At 65.5% G+C, this 18,741-nt stretch carries 17 protein-coding genes and 2 tRNA genes; 11 read left to right on the forward strand and 8 right to left on the reverse strand.

The window, feature by feature from the left end; all coding sequences use genetic code 11:
- Positions 1 to 164 precede the first annotated feature (164 nt).
- Positions 165 to 2,297, forward strand: a complete 2,133-nt coding sequence (locus NTV05_17225) for a family 20 glycosylhydrolase (GenBank protein ID MCX6546139.1) — start codon at positions 165 to 167, stop codon at positions 2,295 to 2,297.
- Positions 2,298 to 2,299: 2 nt separating this feature from the next.
- On the opposite strand, the gene NTV05_17230 is transcribed toward NTV05_17225, so the two are convergent.
- The 6 genes from NTV05_17230 to NTV05_17255 form a co-directional block, all read right to left on the reverse strand.
- Positions 2,300 to 3,715: a DASS family sodium-coupled anion symporter gene (locus NTV05_17230; protein MCX6546140.1), complete on the reverse strand. Its 1,416-nt coding sequence runs from the start codon at positions 3,713 to 3,715 to the stop codon at positions 2,300 to 2,302.
- A gap of 61 nt (positions 3,716 to 3,776) precedes the next feature.
- Positions 3,777 to 5,033, reverse strand: coding sequence for an ABC transporter permease (locus NTV05_17235; protein MCX6546141.1), 1,257 nt, complete (start codon positions 5,031 to 5,033; stop codon positions 3,777 to 3,779).
- Positions 5,033 to 6,352 (reverse strand): ABC transporter permease, encoded by a 1,320-nt coding sequence (locus NTV05_17240; GenBank protein ID MCX6546142.1) that lies wholly within the window; start codon positions 6,350 to 6,352, stop codon positions 5,033 to 5,035. The genes NTV05_17235 and NTV05_17240 overlap by 1 nt, the downstream gene beginning before the upstream one ends.
- 87 nt (positions 6,353 to 6,439) lie before the next feature.
- Entirely contained in the window at positions 6,440 to 7,636 is a 1,197-nt protein-coding gene (locus NTV05_17245; GenBank protein MCX6546143.1) for an efflux RND transporter periplasmic adaptor subunit, read from the reverse strand.
- 66 nt (positions 7,637 to 7,702) lie between these two features.
- Positions 7,703 to 8,140: a universal stress protein gene (locus NTV05_17250; GenBank protein ID MCX6546144.1), complete on the reverse strand. Its 438-nt coding sequence runs from the start codon at positions 8,138 to 8,140 to the stop codon at positions 7,703 to 7,705.
- A 9-nt stretch (positions 8,141 to 8,149) separates the two neighbouring features.
- Positions 8,150 to 9,466, reverse strand: coding sequence for an Nramp family divalent metal transporter (locus NTV05_17255; protein ID MCX6546145.1), 1,317 nt, complete (start codon positions 9,464 to 9,466; stop codon positions 8,150 to 8,152).
- 105 nt (positions 9,467 to 9,571) lie between these two features.
- Between NTV05_17255 and NTV05_17260 the strand changes: the two genes are divergently transcribed.
- The 3 genes from NTV05_17260 (at position 9,572) to NTV05_17270 (ending at position 12,118) form a co-directional block, all read left to right on the forward strand.
- Positions 9,572 to 9,648, forward strand: a tRNA-Arg gene (locus NTV05_17260).
- A 375-nt stretch (positions 9,649 to 10,023) separates the two neighbouring features.
- Positions 10,024 to 11,178: a glycine zipper domain-containing protein gene (locus NTV05_17265; protein MCX6546146.1), complete on the forward strand. Its 1,155-nt coding sequence runs from the start codon at positions 10,024 to 10,026 to the stop codon at positions 11,176 to 11,178.
- A gap of 418 nt (positions 11,179 to 11,596) precedes the next feature.
- Positions 11,597 to 12,118, forward strand: coding sequence for a hypothetical protein (locus tag NTV05_17270; protein ID MCX6546147.1), 522 nt, complete (start codon positions 11,597 to 11,599; stop codon positions 12,116 to 12,118).
- A gap of 58 nt (positions 12,119 to 12,176) precedes the next feature.
- Here the strand turns inward: NTV05_17270 and NTV05_17275 are convergent, their stop codons facing one another.
- A complete protein-coding gene (locus NTV05_17275; GenBank protein ID MCX6546148.1) occupies positions 12,177 to 14,600 on the reverse strand; it encodes a glycoside hydrolase family 127 protein in 2,424 nt (807 codons plus the stop codon).
- 279 nt (positions 14,601 to 14,879) lie between these two features.
- Between NTV05_17275 and NTV05_17280 the strand changes: the two genes are divergently transcribed.
- Positions 14,880 to 15,116: an AbrB/MazE/SpoVT family DNA-binding domain-containing protein gene (locus NTV05_17280; protein ID MCX6546149.1), complete on the forward strand. Its 237-nt coding sequence runs from the start codon at positions 14,880 to 14,882 to the stop codon at positions 15,114 to 15,116.
- 1 nt (position 15,117) lies between these two features.
- Complete coding sequence (locus NTV05_17285) at positions 15,118 to 15,522, forward strand: type II toxin-antitoxin system VapC family toxin (protein ID MCX6546150.1); 405 nt, start codon at positions 15,118 to 15,120, stop codon at positions 15,520 to 15,522.
- Positions 15,523 to 15,602: 80 nt separating this feature from the next.
- On the opposite strand, the gene NTV05_17290 is transcribed toward NTV05_17285, so the two are convergent.
- Complete coding sequence (locus NTV05_17290; GenBank protein ID MCX6546151.1) at positions 15,603 to 16,475, reverse strand: hypothetical protein; 873 nt, start codon at positions 16,473 to 16,475, stop codon at positions 15,603 to 15,605.
- Positions 16,476 to 16,695: 220 nt separating this feature from the next.
- Here NTV05_17290 and NTV05_17295 point away from each other — a divergent pair.
- The 5 genes from NTV05_17295 (at position 16,696) to NTV05_17315 (ending at position 18,725) form a co-directional block, all read left to right on the forward strand.
- Positions 16,696 to 16,772, forward strand: a tRNA-Arg gene (locus tag NTV05_17295).
- Between the two features lie 12 nt (positions 16,773 to 16,784).
- Positions 16,785 to 17,072 carry a hypothetical protein gene (locus NTV05_17300; GenBank protein MCX6546152.1) on the forward strand — a complete coding sequence of 96 codons (288 nt, stop codon included), beginning with the start codon at positions 16,785 to 16,787 and terminating at the stop codon, positions 17,070 to 17,072.
- 89 nt (positions 17,073 to 17,161) lie between these two features.
- Positions 17,162 to 17,596 carry a HAMP domain-containing sensor histidine kinase gene (locus NTV05_17305; GenBank protein ID MCX6546153.1) on the forward strand — a complete coding sequence of 145 codons (435 nt, stop codon included), beginning with the start codon at positions 17,162 to 17,164 and terminating at the stop codon, positions 17,594 to 17,596.
- Complete coding sequence (locus NTV05_17310; GenBank protein ID MCX6546154.1) at positions 17,544 to 18,050, forward strand: hydrogenase maturation protease; 507 nt, start codon at positions 17,544 to 17,546, stop codon at positions 18,048 to 18,050. Before NTV05_17305 ends, NTV05_17310 begins: the two co-directional genes overlap by 53 nt.
- 102 nt (positions 18,051 to 18,152) lie before the next feature.
- Positions 18,153 to 18,725, forward strand: a complete 573-nt coding sequence (locus tag NTV05_17315; protein MCX6546155.1) for a 3'-5' exonuclease — start codon at positions 18,153 to 18,155, stop codon at positions 18,723 to 18,725.
- The last annotated feature ends 16 nt before the right edge of the window (positions 18,726 to 18,741 follow it).

An 18,741-nucleotide genomic window follows, 5' to 3' on the forward strand; every position in this document is an offset into this window, starting at 1 on the left:
CCCGTTTCGGCCCTCACGGCACGTTTTGCAGACTGACGCTGTCGGCTTGGTTCGAGGGGCCGCGCTGCGAATCGCCCCGTGACCGCAGGGTCGACATTGACCAGACAGGCGTCGCCGGCTCGCGTCGCGCGGTAGGGGTTCAGGATTCGGGAGGGGGCATTTCAATGATTCGCACGCTCGCGCTCGCGTTTCTGTTTCCGCTCGTCACGATCAGTGTGGCCGCCGCGCAGGAGGGCGGGACGCCGCCGGTGCGCCACACGCTGATGCCCGTGCCGAGGTCCGTCGCGTTCCAGACGGGCCGCCTGGCCGTGCAGTCCAGCTTCACCGTGGCGGTGACAAAGACGTCCGACGCGCGCCTGATCGCGGGGATCGACCGGGCGCTTCGACGGCTCGAGCGCCGGACCGGCCTCGAGTTTCCGCGGGCACTGGCGACTGATGCCGATGCGGCGACGCTCCTCATCGCGTGCGACGGCCCCGGCAGCAAGGTGCCTTCGGTCGACGAGAACGAGTCGTACACGCTCGCCGTCGATGCGAAGCAGGCCGTGCTGAAAGCCGCGACCACCGTGGGCGTCCTGCGCGGCCTCGAGACGATGCTGCAGCTGGTGGACGGGGATCGCGCGGGATACTTTCTGCCGGCCGTGACGGTGGATGATGCGCCGCGCTTTCCGTGGCGCGGGCTCCTGATTGACGTGTGCCGGCACTGGATGCCGATCGAGGTCATCAAGCGCAATCTCGACGGCATGGCGGCGGTGAAGCTCAACGTCCTGCACCTGCACCTGACCGAAGACCAGGGCTTCCGCATCGAGAGCAAGAAGTTCCCGAAGCTGCATCAGATGGGATCCGACGGCAACTTCTTCACGCAGGATCAGATCCGCGAGATCGTCGCGTACGCCGCGGAGCGCGGCATCCGGGTGGTGCCAGAGTTCGACATGCCTGGCCATGTGACCAGCTGGCTGGTCGGGCATCCCGAACTGGCGAGCGCACCTGGCCCGTATGCGATCGGGAGGAATTGGGGCGTATTCGACGCCGCGCTCGACCCGACGCGCGAGAGCGTCTACAAGTTTCTCGACGTGTTCTACCGCGAGATGGCGGGTCTGTTTCCAGACGCCTACATGCACATCGGCGGCGACGAGAACAACGGGAAGCACTGGAACGCGAACGCCGCCATCACGGCGTTCATGGGCAAGCACAAGCTGGCAGACGCGAATGCGCTCCAGGCGTACTTCAATCAGCGCCTGACGAGGATCCTGAAGAAGTACAACAAGCGGATGGTGGGCTGGGACGAAATCCTGCATTCCGACTTGCCGAAAGACGCCGTCGTGCAGTCGTGGCGGGGCCAGGCGTCACTCGCCGACAGCGCGCGCAAAGGCTACTCGGGGATCCTCTCGAGCGGCTATTACATCGATCTGAGCTACAAGACCGCCGACCACTACCTGGTGGACCCGCTGCCGCCCACCGTCACGCTGACCTCCGAAGAAGCGACGCGCGTGCTCGGCGGCGAGGCGTGCATGTGGGCGGAGTGGATTACGCCAGAGACCATCGACTCGCGCATCTGGCCGCGCACGGCGGCAATCGCTGAACGCTTCTGGTCGCCCGGCACGGTCCGCGATGTCAATGACATGTACCGGCGGCTGGCGGCCATGTCAATTCAGTTGGAGGACCTCGGCCTTCGCCACGAGAGCATGGCGCCAGTGATGCTGCGGCGCCTCTCCGGCTCGCATTCGATCGTGTCGCTGTCGGTGCTGGCGTCGGTGGTGGAGCCGGTCAAGGGTTATCGCCGCGGGCGCGGCAAGGCGACGACCCAGTTCGCACCGCTCACGAGGCTGGTAGATGCGGCGCGCCCGGACAGCATGGTGGCGCTGATGCTGCGCCTCGGCGTGAACGAACTGGTGAGCGATGCGCCGCGGTTCCGGGTTCAGAAGCAGGAGTTGGCGGGCGCGTTTCAGCAGTTCCGCGACATCCGGCCCGCAATCGATCGGCTGATCGACGAGGCGCCTGTGCTGCAGGAGGTCGCTCCGCTGGCGGAAGATCTGTCTGGCTTGGGCGCGCTCGGAATCGAGGCGCTCTCGTATCTCGCGTCGGGCATCGCGCCGGCCGCCGACTGGCGCGAGGCGGCGCTCTCGCGGATCGATCGGGCCGCCGCACCGCGGGCTGACGTCGAGCTGGCGATCATCCTTCCGATGCGAAAGCTCATTGTCGCGGCCGCCGAATTGGGCCAACTGGCCGAGCTCGGGCCGCGCGCCTGGGCCGCGCACGTGGACACGTTGGCCGCTCCCCCGCCGCCGGTCAAGAAATAGGCTTACAGCAACGGATAGCCGACCAGCAGCAGCACGGCGAGAAACCACATCCCGAAGATGAAGCCCAGTCTCCAGAAGTCGAGACGCGGCAGGAATCCGCTTCCGTAATAGACCGGCGCCGGGCCAGTCGCGTAGGGCGTAATCACGCCCATCAGACCGAGGCTGTAACACAGCAGCAGCGCGAGCGTCCGCACCGGCACGCCCGGCACGGCGGCGCCCGCCGCCAGCACAACCGGCAACACCGCCACGGTGTGGGCGGTGAGGCTGGCGAACATGTAGTGGCTCAGGAAGAACGCCACCACCAGGCCGATCGTGGCCACCGCAGGACTGAACTGTCCCAGATATCCCGCGATGCCTTTCGCAAACCACGGAATGAAGCCGACTCTGGCCAGACCGTCCGACAGCGCGACCAGCGTGGCGAGCAGCATGAACACGTTCCAGGCCCGCCAGTTCGATACGATGTCCTGCCACGAAATCAACCCGGTCATCAGCATCACGCTGACGACGAGCAGCGCGGTGGTTGACGGATCAACATAGTCGGCCGCCAGCGTCCAGACGATGACCGCCACGATCGCCAGTGCGGCCATCAGCCATTCGTCACGCGACACGGGGCCGATCTTTTCGAGCTCACGGTTTGCCCAGATCGGCACCTCCGGGCTGCTCTTTACCTCGGGCGGATAGATGACATAGACGAGCAGCGGCAGCGTGGCCATCAGCACGAGTCCAACCGGCCAGGCGCCCAGGAACCATTCACCGATCGACAGGTGAATGCCCGTCGTCCTGGCGACCAGTTCGATGGCGAGCAGGTTGGGCGCCAGGGCGGTGGCAAACACTGAACACGTGACGGCCGTCGCGGCGAATGCCGTCCACATTACGTAACCGCCGATGCGCCTGGCGGTCGGGCCCGGTTCGGAGCCATAGAGGGCAGGAATGTTGCGCGCAATCGGAAAGATCGTGCCCGCGCTGCGAGCGGTGTTGGACGGCATGAACGGCCCAATCACCAGGTCGGCCAGGGCCACGGCGTACCCAAGCCCGATCGTGCGCCCGCCCAGTCGTCGAACCAGCAGCAGGGCCAGCCGGCGGCCGAGGCCGGTCTTCTCGTATCCCTGGGCGATCATGAAGGCGGCGAACACGAGCCAGACGGTCCCGTTCGAGAATCCGCTGAGGGCAAATTTGAGTGAGTCGGCGGGATCGGCGACCACCAGTCGTGACAGGGCCGCCAGCCCGACCCCGATGAACCCGATCGCGGCTGCGGGCAGGGGTTCGGCCATCAATCCCGCGACGACGGCTGCGAACAGCGCGAAGTAGCGCCACGCACCGGGCGTCAAGCCGGCTGGCACGGGCAAGGCCAGCACGACGAGACCAACGGCGATTGGCGCCGCGGCGGCGACAACGCGGGAGCGGACTTCTGGTTTCACCCGGACGATCCTGCTACAGAAGACTCCGTGGCACAAAGCGAGAAATGGGGTCAGGCTCCTCCTACTCGTAGCGCAGGGATTCGATCGGGTCGAGGCGGGACGCGCGGAACGCGGGCCACAGCCCGGCAAGGATGCCGGTGACCATCAGGATCAGGGTCGTGGTAATCAGCACGTCTGGTGTCAGCACGAGGTGGATGTCGGTGCCGCGCGACGGGTCACCGATCAGATCAGCCAGGAACGGCTGCACCCCGGCGACGTTGACCACGATCACGGTGAGAAGGACGCCCGCCACGCCACCGAACCCCGTGATGACGAGGGACTCGGCCAGGAACTGCAGCAGCACGTGCCGGCGTCTGGCGCCCAGCGCCTTGCGCAGGCCGATCTCGCGCGTGCGCTCGGTGACCGACACGAGCATGATGTTCATCACGCCGACGCCGCCAATCATCAGCGTGAGCGAACCGATGAACACGAGGATGATCTTGAGGCCGGTCGCCATGGCGCCGACCATCTGCCGCGCCTCTGCGCTGTCGTTGATCTGCAGCGCACGCTCGTCGCGGGCGTCGAAGCGATGCCGCTCGGCCAGCACGCCACGCACCTGCCGCATTGCCGCCTCGTGAAAATCGGGCGCGATGGTCTGCACGACAATCGTGTCGAGGTAGTCCTGGTGGAAGAGCTGCTCGGTCGATGAAAACGGAATGAAGACGCTGAGCTTGTCCGGATAGAAATAGTTCGAGAGCTGCGCCTTGTCGGCGAGCACGCCAATCACTTCGAACGAGACCCCCCGGATCCTGATCGTCTCGCCGACGCCAGGGCTGTTGCCAAACAGCTTCTCTGCGACGTCGGTTCCCAGAAACGCCACACGGCGCCGCCGCTCCACATCTTCGGCGTTGATAAAGCGACCGTCGGACGGCACCTCGTGACGCATGTCGCCGTACTCGGGCGCCACGCCGCGCACGCCCGCGGTGGTCTGCCGATTGCCATAACTCAGCGGCAGCGATTCGTAGATCTCGGGACTGACGGCTTTGACGAGGCCCAGCTGGCGGATGGGCTCGACATCTTCGAACTTCAGGAACACCCGCTTGCCGGCTCGCTCGCCACCCGCCTGCATGCTGGTCTGGCCCGGCCAGATGACGGCGACGCCGGTGGTGAAGGCGTTGCTGAACCCGAAGATGAGCGCGTTGTGAAAGCCATTGCCGTATGCCATCAGCGATGTCACGGTGACAATGCCCCACGCAATGCCGAGCATCGTCAAACCGGCCCGGAACCGGTGAGCCACCAGCGAATGCCACGCCTGGGAGAGGATCTCTTTCAGCAGCATCACGCCTCATATCTCAGTGCGTCGATCGGCGGCAGCAGCGCGGCCCGGCGTGCGGGATAGGTCGATGCCGCCACGCCAATCAGCATCAGCATGCCGACGGCAAACACGTTGATCTGCCACGTGATGATCATCCCGCTGAACCGCTCTGGCATCGGCGCGAGGTTGATCAACGCGCACAGACCGGCCCCGACGACGTAGCCGATGATGCCGCTCAGGCCCGTCAGCAGGATGCCCTCGGCGAAGAACTGCAACTGGATGCTCCGGCCCGTCGCCCCGAGCGCCTTCCGCACGCCGATCTCCTGCGTGCGTTCGCGCACGGCGATCAGCATGATGTTCATCACGCCGATGCCGCCGAGCATCAGCGTGACGATGCTCACGGCGAGAAAGAACCGGTCCATGCCGTCGATCATCTTGTCGAACATCACCGACTCGACCGCGGTGTTCCAGAAGCTGATGGCCTCGGGATCCTGCGTGTCGAACCCGTGGCGCTTCGAGAGAATGTCGCGGACCTCCTGCTCCACCGGCCCGCGCGAATTGAGGCCGAAGAACAGCCGCGCGTTCTTCTCGCGCTCCATGATGTCCCGGATCATCAGTGTGACTTCGGGCCTGGGTCCGGCGATGATGGCCGACAGATGGTCCGGCGTGTCCAGCTGGCCGGGAAGCGGAAAATCCTTCCGCGCTGTCTCGTACGGCATGAACAGGCGCTGGTCGTCCTGCCCGGTATAGTTGGAGTCCTGCTGCTTCTTCCGAATACGGCCGATGACGGTGTAGGGCAATGCGTTGAGTGTGATCTGGCTGCCCACCGGATCGCGCTCCGCGAACAGCTGCACGGACGCGTCGTAGCCCAGAACAACGACGCGCCTCGCCTGCCGGCAGTCTTCCTCACTGATCGGCCGGCCGCGATCCATTTCGAGCGTCCGCAGATACTGAAACACGGGCCAGATGCCGCTAATCTGCACGGAGCTCGCATTGAACGCGCTCTTCGCCTTCAGGCCGCCGCGCATCAGCTCGGGGCTCATCGCATCGAGCAGTTTCGACTCCCGCTGCAGCGCATACACATCGTCGATCGTGAGGCGCACGATCCGACCCGCGCGTTCTCCTCCCGCCTGCAGGCTCGTGCGGCCGTTCCTGATGATGACGATGTTCTTGCCGAGTTCCTCGAGGACGTGCTGGTTGCCGCGGGCGAATCCCTCGCCCACCGCCGACAGAATGAGGATCGAGATCACGCCCCAGACGATGCCGAACATCGTCAGGAAGCTGCGGAGCTTGTTGGCCCGCAGGTTCGCGAGTGTCTGGACAAGAAGATCGTTGAGGAACATTGTGCCGGCCTGATGCCCGGGCGCGACCACCTCCGCCAAGGCTGCGGCGGTCCGCCGAAGCTTGACGCGAAGGCGGGTGACGCGCCCCTACTGCAGAACGACCTTCTGGCCTTCCGTCAGGCCGCTCAGCACCTGCGTCTTCGTGCCGTTGCTCACGCCGACCTTGATCGGGCGTCGCTCTTTGCCCGTCTTCGACCCTGGCGCCACCACATCCACCGACGCGTTGCGCTTGCTGTCGTAGACGACGGCAGCTTCGGGCACGATGAGCGTGTTCTTGTGCTGCTCGAGGATGATCTCCGCGTTGGCCGTCATGTTGGCCAGCAGTTCGCCGGCGGAGTTGTCGATCGACACCTTTACCTCGAACGAGATGACGTTGTCCTTGTCCGTGCCCATGGGCGAAATCTGCGTGATCCGGCCTTCGAACTGCTTGTCGCGGAACGTCTCCACCTTGATGCGCGCCGCCTGGCCCATGCGCACCGTGCCGATGTCGGCCTCGTCGACGTTCCCCTTGACGTACACGCGGCTGATGTCGCCGAGCACCATCACGAGCGTGCCGTTGGCGCCGAGATTGAGAATTGAGGACACCGGGCTGCCGATTTCGACCGGGCGCGCGAGCACCATGCCGTCAATCGGCGACCGGATGGTCGCGTTGTTGAATTCCTCTTCCGCTCGTTCGAGCGCGGCCTGGGATGCGGCCACCGTTGCGCGAGCCTGGGAGACGCGAGCCTGGCCGACGCCGAGTTGCGTCCGCGCCGCCAGCTGACGGTTGACGGCCTGATCCAGGAGGCTTTGCGCATCCTCGACCTGCTGCCGGGAAATCAGCGCGTCCTTGAACAGCCGGTCGGCCCGCTCGACGTTGCGGCGTGCAAAGGGTACGTCGGGGCCTTCGGCTTCCACCTTGTTCTTCTCGAGTTCGGCGCCGGCGGCCGTCAGGTTGGCCTGGGCGCCGCCAAGGGCGGCCTGCGCCTCTCGCAGCCTGGCGGCGAGGTTGTCCCGGTCGAGTTCGACCAGGACCTGCCCCACTTTCACCTTCGCCCCGACATCCACTTTCAGTTCCTTGACGATCCCATTGGCCTTCGACTTGATCTCGACCTTCGCAATCGGTTCGATGCGACCGGTCGCCACCACCGACTTCGCGAGGTCGCCGCGCTCGACGGCGACAATGCGGCCGGCGTCGATCGCGGGTGACGCCCCGCGAAGCGCCATCCATGCGCCCCCCAGGATCACGATGATGCCGATAATGATGGAGCCGAGAATTACGCGGGATTTTGTCACACGTGCCATGCAGGACCTCGCTGTCTACAGGTAGCAGACGGCGAAACAACCACAAAGGTTCCCCGCGACGACGCCTCAGGGCTCTCCGGCGGACGGGGCTTGCAGCAGCAGCACAGGCACCTTCAGCGCGTGGCGGACTTTGTCGGCGGTGGCGCCGAGGATGACGTCCTTGAGGAACCGGTGCCCGTGAGTGGCCATCGCGACCAGGTCGACCGACTCGGCTTCCGCGATGCGGACCAGTTCGGTGGCGGGATCGCCCATCGCCAGCATCACGTCAACAGTGAATCCGGCGGCGGCCAGCTCTGCTCGCAACGACTCGAGGTACGCGCGGTCTTCGACGATTTCCTTCGACTCGCGCAGCTTCAGATCGTCGTACGCGCGGGCCACCCACCCGTCGGCGACGTGCACGAGCAGCAGCCTGGCGCCGCACAGGCGGGCCAGCGGCTGGATGTGGTCGACGATCGTGCGATCGGCCGCCGAATGCTCCACCGCGATCAGGATGCGCTTGTACATGCTCAGCCTCTATTTCATCAAGCCGCTGGCCACCTGCACGAGCAGCCAGGTATTGAGCACCGCGATCAGCACGGCGACCGGCCAGGCGATCGCGCGCACCCAGCGCGGCGCGACGTGCGGCCCCATCACCTTTCGGCTGCCCGTCAACGCGACGAGCGGAAAGACCGCGAACGGCAGCTGGAGGCTCAGGATGACCTGGCTCAGAATGAGCAGCGCGCCAGAACCTCGGTCGCCGTACATGAGGACCGCGGCGAGCGCCGGGACGATCGCGATCAGCCGCGTGATGAGGCGCCGCAGCCACGGCCGCAGGCGGATGTTGAGGAAGCCCTCCATCACGATCTGGCCGGCGAGGGTGCCGGTGATGGTCGAATTCTGGCCCGAGAACAGCAACGCGACGGCGAACAGCGTGCTTGCCACCGAGGTGCCGAGCAGCGGCGCAAGCAGCTTGTACGCATCGCCGATGTCGGCTACCGATTCGTATGCGGTGCCATGGAACGTCGCCGCCGCCACCACGAGAATCGCCGCGTTGATAAAGAGTGCCGTCGTCAGCGCAAGCGTCGCGTCGATGGTGGCGAACCGAATCGCCTCTGACCTGGCCTCTCGCGTATCACCGTACCGGCGGGTCTGCACGATCGACGAGTGCAGGTAGAGGTTGTGCGGCATCACCGTCGCCCCCAGGATGCCGATGGCGATGTACAGCATGCCCGGGTTGCGGAGGATCTCCGGTGTCGGGATCACTCCGGCCAGCGCGGCGGCGAGGTCCGGCTTCGACAGCCAGAGCTCGATCGCGAAGGCGCCCGCCATGCCGACAATCAGCGTCACGACCACGGCTTCGAGCATGCGGAACCGGTGCTGCTGCACGACGAGCAGGACCAGGACATCCAGCGAGGTGAGCACGACACCAACCGCCATCGGGAGACCGAACAGGAGGTTGAGCGCGATGGCGGCTCCGAGCACTTCTGCGAGGTCGCAGGCCGCGATGGCAATCTCCGCCAGGATCCACAGCACGATGGACGCGCGCTTCGAATAGTACGTGCGGCAGGCCTGGGCGAGATCGAGGCTGGTGGCAATGCCGAGGCGCGCGGCGAGCGACTGCAGCAGGATCGCCATCAGGTTCGACAGCATGATGACGCTGACAAGCGCGTAGCCGAACTGGGCGCCGCCGGCCAGATCGGTGGCCCAGTTGCCGGGGTCCATGTAGCCGACCGCGACGAGGTACCCCGGGCCCGCGAAGGCGAAGAGCTTGCGCCAGAAGCCGGCGATCAGCGGGACCGGCACCGTTCCGTGCGCCTCTGGCAGGCTCTTGTGGAAGTCGGAGGTGGCCACGGATTGGAGTCTATAACGGAATGCGGGAGCGCGGCCCGGGACGGCTTCTCCGTTCGGCATAGCGTCGCGGGCGTACTAATCCTGTGTGATAATATGAGGATTCGTGCGCCCGTAGCTCAGCTGGATAGAGCGACGGCCTCCGGAGCCGTAGGCCACAGGTTCGAATCCTGTCGGGCGCACCAGCCTTCGCATCGTTCCGGTCCGATGCTCTCCTCGCGCCTTCGCTCTTCGAGCTACGGCGTCGCGAGCGCGATGCTTCGGCTGGGCAAGCCCTCCGCCGTTGCACCGCTCCTGTCCAGTCAAGATGCCTGCTCGTCGTGTTCAATACAGGACAGTACGTCGATTCAGGGCTGGCTATCATCACAACCAAGGCGGAGATTGTGCGCTCATGGCGTCCTGAGCCTGCCGAAGGACGAGACCGGTAAGGCGCCCCGGGTGCCCCAACGCGGCACCCGAGTTAGGGGTGGGAGCCGGAAGGCAGCGCCGGTCGAGTGCCAACGGACTTGCACCGCAGGCTGTTGACAAGCCAGGCGGTGCGAACTCACAAGGTGGTGGTTATGAAAATGACACGATACACACTCGGACTTCTCGGTCTCGTCGTGCTGACGGCGGGCAGCATGAGTCTCTCGGGACAAGTGAGACAGCGACAACGCAATCAGCCAACGTTCAACGCGATGTCGGGAACGTACGAACTCGAATCGACGCGTGGTGGCAATGCGCAGCGCACAGCCGATATGGCCACTCGCAACTTGCCGCAGCCTCAGCGCGACCGCGCCTATCAGAGCCTGCTGAACCGGCTGCAACCCCCGACGACACTCGCGATCGAGCGCAACGGACGAACGGTCACGATCAGCTCGTCGAGCGGTCCTCGCACGACGTTCGACGCGGACGGGCGCACGCAAAACGAGCGTTGGCAGAACGGACGAATGACGAGGACACGCGCCGAGTTCGTCGGCAACCGGCTGTCGGTCTCGACCAGCGGCAACCGCAACACCGACTTTCTCGTGACGTTCGAGCCGCTGAACTACGGTAACGGCTTGCTCGTCACGCGGCGGCTGGACAGTGATGATCTCCGCGGCCCGGTGACCATTCAGAGCTACTACCGAAGGGTCGCCAACCAACCGCGGTGGGATGTCTACGCGCCAGAATCCGGCTACGGCCCCGGGCGCGAACCACGGCCGTTCTTCGTGCCAGACGGCATGCGGCTCGGCGCCGTGCTGGACACCTCGCTCAGCACGCGGACCTCGCGCAGCGGCCAGCGGTTCTCGATGACCGTGCTGAGCCCGGAGGAGTATCTGTACTCGAAGGTCTACGGTGTCGTGGCGCGGGTCACCCCGTACGGCCCTGGCCGCAACGCGGATATGCAGGTCGACTTTGACGCGATCGAGTCCATCGACGGCGAGACGTTCGACTTCGACGCGATCCTCGAATCCGTGCAAACACGCGGCGGTGTGACGTTGCGGGTCGACGCCTCCGGTGGCGTGCCCGATCGGAACCGCACTGACGCGACGATTCAACAAGGCGCGGTCGGCGCGGCCCTCGGCGCGATCATCGGCGCCATTGCCGGTGGTGGCAAGGGCGCGGCCATCGGCGCAGTGGTGGGCGGCGCCAGCGGCGTCATCCTCGCGCAGGACCGCGACCAGTATCTCGACCTGCCTCCGGGAACCCGGGTCACGATCATCGTCACGCCATCGCGCTACCGCGCACCGTAGCGACTGGAGAAGTGAGCACGTTGATGCCGCGGCCTTCAGTCTCGACACCGATTCGAGGTTGTCGACCGCGGCGCATCTCCGCACGCCCAGCGCGTTCCTGGGTAGAGGTTCGACGCGGTTCCCGGCCGATCAGGCAGCAATGAGCGGAGCGACGTCCTCGCGGTTCACCGATGCGAACGCGAGTTCTCGCACGCCTGAAGCCCGCTTTCCCACCGCCCGTGGATCTTGTTACCACGGTGCGCGGCTTGGAGGTTGTCATGCCGCCTCCGGAACGCCAACGCCGCCGGCCGAACGGAACGCCTGGCGGGCGGCCCGGCCAACGCGCGCAACCGGCTGCCCCCGGGCGCGGTCAGGCGCCGCCACGCCTGAGAGGCAATTTTGTCGTCGACACGCCGGGCGGCCGGACGAGGTCACTGCGATGACATCCCGCATCGATTTCATCGAACTGAGCTACAGCGCCCTGGCGGAGAAGGTGGACCAGATCGTCCGCGCTCGCGCGCGGGGGCACATCCATACCACGGTACCCGGGTGTGCCATTACCGGCACGGTGCGCCGCGCGATCGTGCTCGAGGCCACAGACGAGGGAAAGGCGTACGTCTTCTTCGACGGGCAGCCTATCGAGGACAGGGCGAAGCCCCTCGCGATTCTGCTTCACGGCGCCGAGAGTGTCCCGGCCGACACCGAAGACCTCGAACCCGCAAGTGCGGCTGTCGTGGCGATGGCGGAACGGATGCGCAGCGGGAAGGGACACTTCCACATCCTTAACCCGGTCTGCCTGGTCAACCCCCACCCGGGGCGCTGGACGGTTCTCTTCGAGGATGTTGAGCGCGGACCCATCGAGAGCGTGTCAGACGAGCGCCCGCTCGCAGACATCCGCCTCGTGGAGCGCCTCATCTACGCGAAGCAGGCCGCTCCTTCGACTGCTCCTTCGTCCCGATAGTCGATGTCGTCGGAGGTCGCCGCGGCCGGACCGCTGGAGTTCGCGGGGGGCCCTCCGTCTACTGCTCCTTCATCCAGATGATGGACGTGGCTGGCGGCGGCGGTGGCGGCCGCACCCCAGGCGCCGCCGGAGCCGGCGCGGCTGTCGCGACCACGGCCGGATTGCGGTTGTAGCGCGCGAAGTTGGGAATCGCCATCAGCCGGCTCCCATCGGCAAACGTTCCCTTGATCGTCATGACCCCGCCCAGCAGATCCGGCCTCCACTCCGGCGTCAACGGCGTGCCGGGCGCGAGCGCCTGCGTGATGTCCTGATCGACTTTCTCGATGTTGTAGATGAGCGGGCCGTACTGCAGCGCCACTTTTCCCCTGGTCGCTGCGATTCGATCGCTGGCCCGCACGCGCTGCACCGTCAGCGGCAACACAAACTCAACGACGTCGCCGGCCTTCCAGGCGCGGGTAATCACCGCGTAGCCCTTCTCAATGACCGGCTTGACGACCGACCCGTTGACCGAGATCGGTCCGATGCCATTGGCGGGTGGTGTCCGCGCGTACAGTTCACTTACGTTGCGGCTCGGCACGCGGATCCTGAGGCCGAATCGGCTCGGCCGCTTGGGATTGACCGCGATGGAGACGCGGCCCTTCCACGGATAGTTGGTGGTCTGCACAATCTGGACATCGGTGCCGGCCACATTCTCCACCGTCACAGTGCTTCCGGCGAATAAGTTGACGTAGATACTGTCTGCCCCCCGTGCATACATCCACGTGGGCAGCATGAGCAGCGTCCTGGCGATGTTGCCGACGCAGCACGGGCACACGTGCCACGGGGCGCGCGGCTCGTTCGCATCAAGCGGGTTGTCGTAGTAGAAATTGCGGCCCTCGAGGTCAATCGATCCGAGCAGGGCGTTGTACATCGTCTCTTCGTAGAGGTCGGCGAACTTCGCGTCGCCGTACGCCAGGTTCATCTTCCACTGGAAGAAGATCTCGCCGCAACTGGAGCAGGATTCGCAATACGCCGCGTTGCGCAGCGAGTAGTCGGGGCCGAATCCTTCCGCGGTTTCACCGCTTCCCACCCCGCCGGTGACGTAGTATTTCCGGTTCACGACGTTGTCCCAGATCGACAGGACGGCGCTCTGGTAGTCGACGTCGCGCGTGTCGAGCACGATGTCGGTCATGCCGGAGTAAGTGTAGACGGCGCGGACCGCATGTCCGACGGCCTCGTATTGCTGGACGACGGGGAGATGGCTCTGGTCGTACTCGGTGCCGCCCTTCCGGCCGTCGAGCAGGAACCTGGCGAGGCGGATGTACCGGTCGCCTTTGCCGCCTCCCTCCGTCTCGTTGACGAACCGGCCGAAGCGCCCGAGGGCCTGTTCCATCTCCTGGTGGCCGTCGAACCACGCCTTCTTCGGAGCCGGCCCGAGGTTGTCGTACCAGCAGTCGGCGAGCTTCCTGGCCGCGTTGTACAGCCGCCGGTCGGCGCCGTTGGTCATCAGGTAGTGATTGATCGCCGACTCCAGGAAGTAGCCCGCGACATACCCTTCGTGATTGCCTCGTCCCTGCACCGACCAGCGTTCCGCCCAGCGCTCCGGGTTGCGCAGCGTGAATGCCGTCTGCAGGTAGCCATCAGGCTCCTGTGCGGCCAGGATCTTCGGGATCCAGTCCTCCAGCGTCGCGCGCATCTTCGCGTGCGCCGCGAGGATCTGCGTGTCGCCCTTCGGATCGATCATGAGCGCGATACTCATCGCCTCGATCGTCTGGTGCACCCATGCGTTCGAGAAGACATAGCCCTTGTGGGCGCCGTGAGGTTGTCCGGCCAGCGCCTTGGCCGCTTCAACGAAGTTGTCGATGCCGCCCGGACCGAGCTCCAGATCGGTGCGGTTGATCTGAGCGATGCAATGCGGGATCCAGTTCACCGTCAGGGCCTTGGCTGTCTGGCCCCAGAGCGCGCTGTCGATCCTGTAGCCCTTGGTGTGAATCGGCGCCAGCCCAACCATGACAGGCTCGGGCACGACCTTCACCCCCAGGGTCGAGACGGCACGCGTCTGGCCGTTGTCCAGCGTCAGCTTCAGCACGTACGCACCAGGGGCAGAGAACGTGGCGGTGGTTACCGGAGACGTGGCGTCGGCAAACGTCACCGTGCCTGGCCCCGACTCCTTGCTCCAGGCTGATGTTGGCGCCGGGCCAGGGGGCTCTGGCGGTGGCGGAGGTGGGGCCCCCGGGGCGGGTCGCCGAGGCGCGCGGCGCGGGGGGACGCCGTAACCAGCCCAGGCGTTCAAGTATGTCTTGCCAGACAGGAGTGTGATGCGGTCAACGCCAGCGATGGCCGTCAGCGGCGCCGCATCGAGGCCCACCGCTCCGACCGCGCTCTCGATGATGGGCAGCGCCACCAGCGATGCCGCGGCCGCCTTGCCCATCGTCTCCAACATCTCGCGACGGGTGATCTCGGTGCGATCGCGCTTGTCGTGACTGTCATTCCCGTGGTGCATGATCGTCTTCTCCAGCGTCGGCACGCGCGGAGGCGTGTGCTGCGCCGATTGTGACAGAAGAGACGACTCCGGGCGGGCAGTTTTTGAGGGTCAGCCTCAAGGCCGATACGAATCCAGGATCTTCCGCGCCGCGTGGTCCGTGCGCCTCGGATCTACTGGATTTCTGCAATGACCGCAGCATCATCGGCGACGAAGATCCGCTGCCGCCCACCGCGCCGTTCGCTTCTCTGATTGACGTCGAAGAGCGATGGTATTACTCTTACTGGTAGTGGTAATACCATGACTCTGACGACCAAGGGACAAGTCACGATCCCTCAGGAGATCCGTGATCGCCTCGGCCTTCTCCCGGGCACGCGCGTCGTCTTCGATGTCGTCGGCGGCGGCGTTCGGATCCGTCGCGCAGAGGAACAGACCCGAGGCGACGTCCTGGTTGCCCATATGCGGGCCGTGGGCCGGCGGGCATCGGGACCGCGCCTCTCCACCGATCAGATTCTCGCCCTCACCCGGGGTGAATGACGTGGCGACGACGCTCGTCGACAGTAATGTCCTGCTCGACGTGATTACGGAGCACGACGAGTGGATGGACTGGTCGGCGACGGCGCTGGGCAGGGCGGCGAATGTCTCGAGGCTCGCCATCAACCCCATCGTGTACGCCGAGGTGGCCGCACGATTCGCGCGAATCGAGGACTTGGAAGAGGCGCTGCCGTCTGACTACTATCAACGGCTCGCGCTGCCGTGGGAAGCGGCGTTTCTGGCCGGGCAGTGCTTCGTGAAGTACCGGCGTCGAGGGGGGGCGAGGCGATCGCCAATGCCGGACTTCTACATCGGCGCCCACGCCGCCATTCAGCAGATGACACTGCTCACACGGGATCCCAGGCGATACCGCACTTACTTTCCGACCCTGCACATCGTCGCGCCGTAGCTTCGCGGTCCACTCCGGCGTGCCACCGTGACTGGGGCGCTACGGCCGGGCAGGCCATCAATTCCCGCGGCACGACCCGCCTACTTGATCTCAAACGCCTTCGCGTCGAGGGCCTGATTGTGCCGGACGTCGGTCACGGTCAGGTTGTCCTCGCACAGCACCGTCGCGCCCACACCCTCTCTCGAATACGTGAGCTTCCAGCTGTGAGGCAAGGTCACAGCATCAACGGTCTTGAAGTCGCCGAACGTTTCGTCGATGTGGTAGATCGTGTCAGACCGCGACGGAGATTCTGCCGCGGTGGCTCCCATCAGGCCCGGCAGCACCAATCGGTATCCGGAGTGCACGTGGCGGAACGTGTCCGGGTCAAAGTGCAGCGCGACCGTCACTTCGCCGGCGCCTTTCTTCGCCCGGTACTTGAGCTCATGCAGCGGCCTTCCCTCCACCGTCCTCATACCGGCATACTCGAGCTTTGGCTGCCGTCCCGCGACGTCAAGCAGGCACCACGCTGCGGTCATGGTGCCGCCGATCAACCCTTCCTTCAGCAGCACATCGTACTGATAGACGAAGGCCGGCACATTGAGCCGGACGCCCGGCCGCACCTGGGACACGACGACCTTGTTGCCGTCGAGGGCGAACTGCTCAGACGGGTATTCAATCCCGTCGAAGATCATGGAGAGTCGAATGCGCCTTGCATCGGACACCAGGTCGGCCGGACCGCGTATCACGCCCTGGGTCGGCAGGCGGATGATGACCTGTCCCGTCCCCGTCATGACGCGGTTCTTGACAGCTGCGCGCGCTTCCGGCGTGCCGATTGAATCCAGATGCCTGGCGACCAGTTCCTCCGGCTTCATCTTCGGCTGTCTGGCGACGAGTGACGCCTGATCAAGCACTGGCAGCCCGATTCCGACCAGACAGACGAGGGCCCGATAGCTGATGCGTGCTCTACTGAACATCTGTATGCCCTCCTCGCGGCGACGCCGGCGTGTCAGTCGTCACGCTGACGAGACCAGACGCCACAACGATGACCGCACCTTTCATGAATGGGGCGTATTATCACACATCTGACGCGGATTCCGCGGGGCGCGGGGCCGACGTTACGGGGCCGACGTTACCTCTCTCACCAGGGACCGGCGTGCTACAATCGTGCCTGACGCACTGGTTTCGCCGTCAATCGCGCCCGTAGCTCATCTGGATAGAGCGTCGGCCTTCGAAGCCGCAGGTTGGGGGTTCGAGTCCCTCCGGGCGCACCATTCGACTCGCCTATGGCGAGTACCGCGACGTTCAGCTCGCTCACGGCGAGCCAGCCTTCGAACCGCGCCGGCGAGGGCACGGCGGCGACCGAAGTGCCGCGTGGAACGCTGTTTCATCACTACGTGCTCGACGCCGGCGGCTGCGTCGTGGCGGCGGATGAGATCACGCCGACCGCTCAGAACTTCAGCAACGTCGAGGAACAGCTCAGGGCGACGGTCCGCGACGGCAGAGGCGAGAGCGACGAGGTGCTAAGATCCCGGCTGGCAGCGCAGGCGCGTCGGCGATCACGGTATCGCTGAACAGCGCCATCGGCGAGGCCCTGAAGGGTCGCATCATCACCAGCACCGAGGCGCTCGACCGCGACGCCCTGTCGACCGAAAATCCCGCGATGGCGACCGAAGCCCGCGTCGGCCTGGCCGCGTCTGCAGGCGGCGCCCGCGGAGCGCGGCGCGAGCTCACCGCCGGCCTGGTGCAGTTCGTTGCTGTACCAGTCAAGGTCGGCGGCCTCACCGTCGAAGCCGCCGAGGACGAGGCGGCCGGCGAGATCGTCATTCGGATCACCGATACGGGCAAGGGCATCCCGCCGGCGGTGATGCCGTTCCTCTTCGAGCCGTTCTTCACAACGAAGAAAGTCGGCCGGGGCACGGGCCTGGGACTTGCCATCGTCCACGGCGTGGTGACGAGGGCGGGAGGCCGCGTGGAAGCCACCAGTGCGCCTGGCGCCACGACATTTGCGATTCGGCTGCCGAAGGCCGAGCGAGGAGACAGCAATGGCCCGACCGAGACGGCTGGTGCTGGGGCTGGGCAATCCACTGGTCGGTGAGGACGGATTCGGCGGCGCCGTCGTCGAGTGGTTGCGCCGCAGATCGGATCTTCCCGCCGATGTCGATCTGGTCGATGCGCATACCGATCTGCTCGCGCAGGTGGAGACGCTCGCGTCCTACGACGAGGTGGTCCTCGTCGACGTCGTCGTCCCAGCCCCTGGCGCGAAGACGCCCGGCGAAGCTCGAAGAGCGGCGTCCGGCGAAGGCGACGGACGACCCGGGACGGTCACGGTGATCGACGAGGGGACCTTCGCACGATGGCCCGAGAACTCGCCCAGTTGCCACCAGATCTCACCGCTGCTGGGCGTGAATCTGTTCCGGATCCTGTATCCAGAGGCTGCGACGCGCATCAGGCTGGTGGCGCTCCACGCCGACAGCCTGCGAATCGGACCAGGCGTAGCGGATTCGCTCGTGGCGGCTGGCGGCGAAGCCGTCGTTCGCCTCCTCATTTGAGATTCGACTGCTCCCCAGCCGCGGATCCCGCTGCATTTGATCGGCGGACGGTGGTAGAGTGACCGCCGGCGGGCGAGCGCCGCGTGACCGTGGGGATAACGCATGTACCTGTTTTTCGACACCGAAACGACTGGACTTCCCCGGAACTACAGGGCGCCGGCATCTGATCTGTCGAACTGGCCGAGGCTCGTCCAGTTAGCGTGGCTGCTGACAGACGATGACGCAAACGCGATCGCCAGCGCCGAGCACATCGTCAAGCCCGATGGCTTCACCATCCCCCCAGATGCCAGCAGGATCCACGGCATCACGACCGAGATCGCGATGGACCGGGGGGTCGATCTCAGGTCCGTTCTCGCAGCGCTCACGCCGGACGTCGAGAAGGCGTCCACGCTGGTCGCGCACAACATGCAGTTCGACGAGAAGATTCTCGGTGCCGAGTTCCTGCGTGCCGGTTATCCGAACCATGTGGAGTCGAGGAAGCGGCTGTGCACCATGGTGGGTGCAACCGAATACTGCCGTCTTCCCGGACCGTACGGGTACAAGTGGCCCACCCTCCAGGAGCTATATGTGACGCTCTTCAACGAGCCGTTCACAGATGCGCATCGCGCGCTTGTTGACGTCCGCGTCTGCGCGAAGTGCTATTTCGAGCTCAAGCGGCGCAAGATTATGGCCTGATCACGGGCTGTTCCTT

The organism is Acidobacteriota bacterium, assembly GCA_026393755.1.
Lineage (GTDB): Bacteria > Acidobacteriota > Vicinamibacteria > Vicinamibacterales > JAKQTR01 > JBAXOX01.

Excerpts from the sequence above, each read along its gene's own strand:
- NTV05_17250 (MCX6546144.1), bottom strand. The coding sequence starts at position 8,140 with ATGTACAAGCGCATCCTGATCGCGGTGGAGCATTCGGCGGCCGATCGC.
- NTV05_17300 (MCX6546152.1), top strand. The coding sequence starts at position 16,785 with ATGGCGAGTACCGCGACGTTCAGCTCGCTCACGGCGAGCCAGCCTTCG.
- NTV05_17280 (MCX6546149.1), top strand. The coding sequence starts at position 14,880 with ATGACTCTGACGACCAAGGGACAAGTCACGATCCCTCAGGAGATCCGT.
- NTV05_17240 (MCX6546142.1), bottom strand. The coding sequence starts at position 6,352 with ATGTTCCTCAACGATCTTCTTGTCCAGACACTCGCGAACCTGCGGGCC.
- NTV05_17265 (MCX6546146.1), top strand. The coding sequence starts at position 10,024 with ATGAAAATGACACGATACACACTCGGACTTCTCGGTCTCGTCGTGCTG.
- NTV05_17245 (MCX6546143.1), bottom strand. The coding sequence starts at position 7,636 with ATGGCACGTGTGACAAAATCCCGCGTAATTCTCGGCTCCATCATTATC.
- NTV05_17310 (MCX6546154.1), top strand. The coding sequence starts at position 17,544 with ATGGCCCGACCGAGACGGCTGGTGCTGGGGCTGGGCAATCCACTGGTC.
- NTV05_17270 (MCX6546147.1), top strand. The coding sequence starts at position 11,597 with ATGACATCCCGCATCGATTTCATCGAACTGAGCTACAGCGCCCTGGCG.
- NTV05_17225 (MCX6546139.1), top strand. The coding sequence starts at position 165 with ATGATTCGCACGCTCGCGCTCGCGTTTCTGTTTCCGCTCGTCACGATC.
- NTV05_17305 (MCX6546153.1), top strand. The coding sequence starts at position 17,162 with ATGGCGACCGAAGCCCGCGTCGGCCTGGCCGCGTCTGCAGGCGGCGCC.
- NTV05_17290 (MCX6546151.1), bottom strand. The coding sequence starts at position 16,475 with ATGTTCAGTAGAGCACGCATCAGCTATCGGGCCCTCGTCTGTCTGGTC.
- NTV05_17275 (MCX6546148.1), bottom strand. The coding sequence starts at position 14,600 with ATGCACCACGGGAATGACAGTCACGACAAGCGCGATCGCACCGAGATC.
- NTV05_17315 (MCX6546155.1), top strand. The coding sequence starts at position 18,153 with ATGTACCTGTTTTTCGACACCGAAACGACTGGACTTCCCCGGAACTAC.
- NTV05_17235 (MCX6546141.1), bottom strand. The coding sequence starts at position 5,033 with ATGCTGCTGAAAGAGATCCTCTCCCAGGCGTGGCATTCGCTGGTGGCT.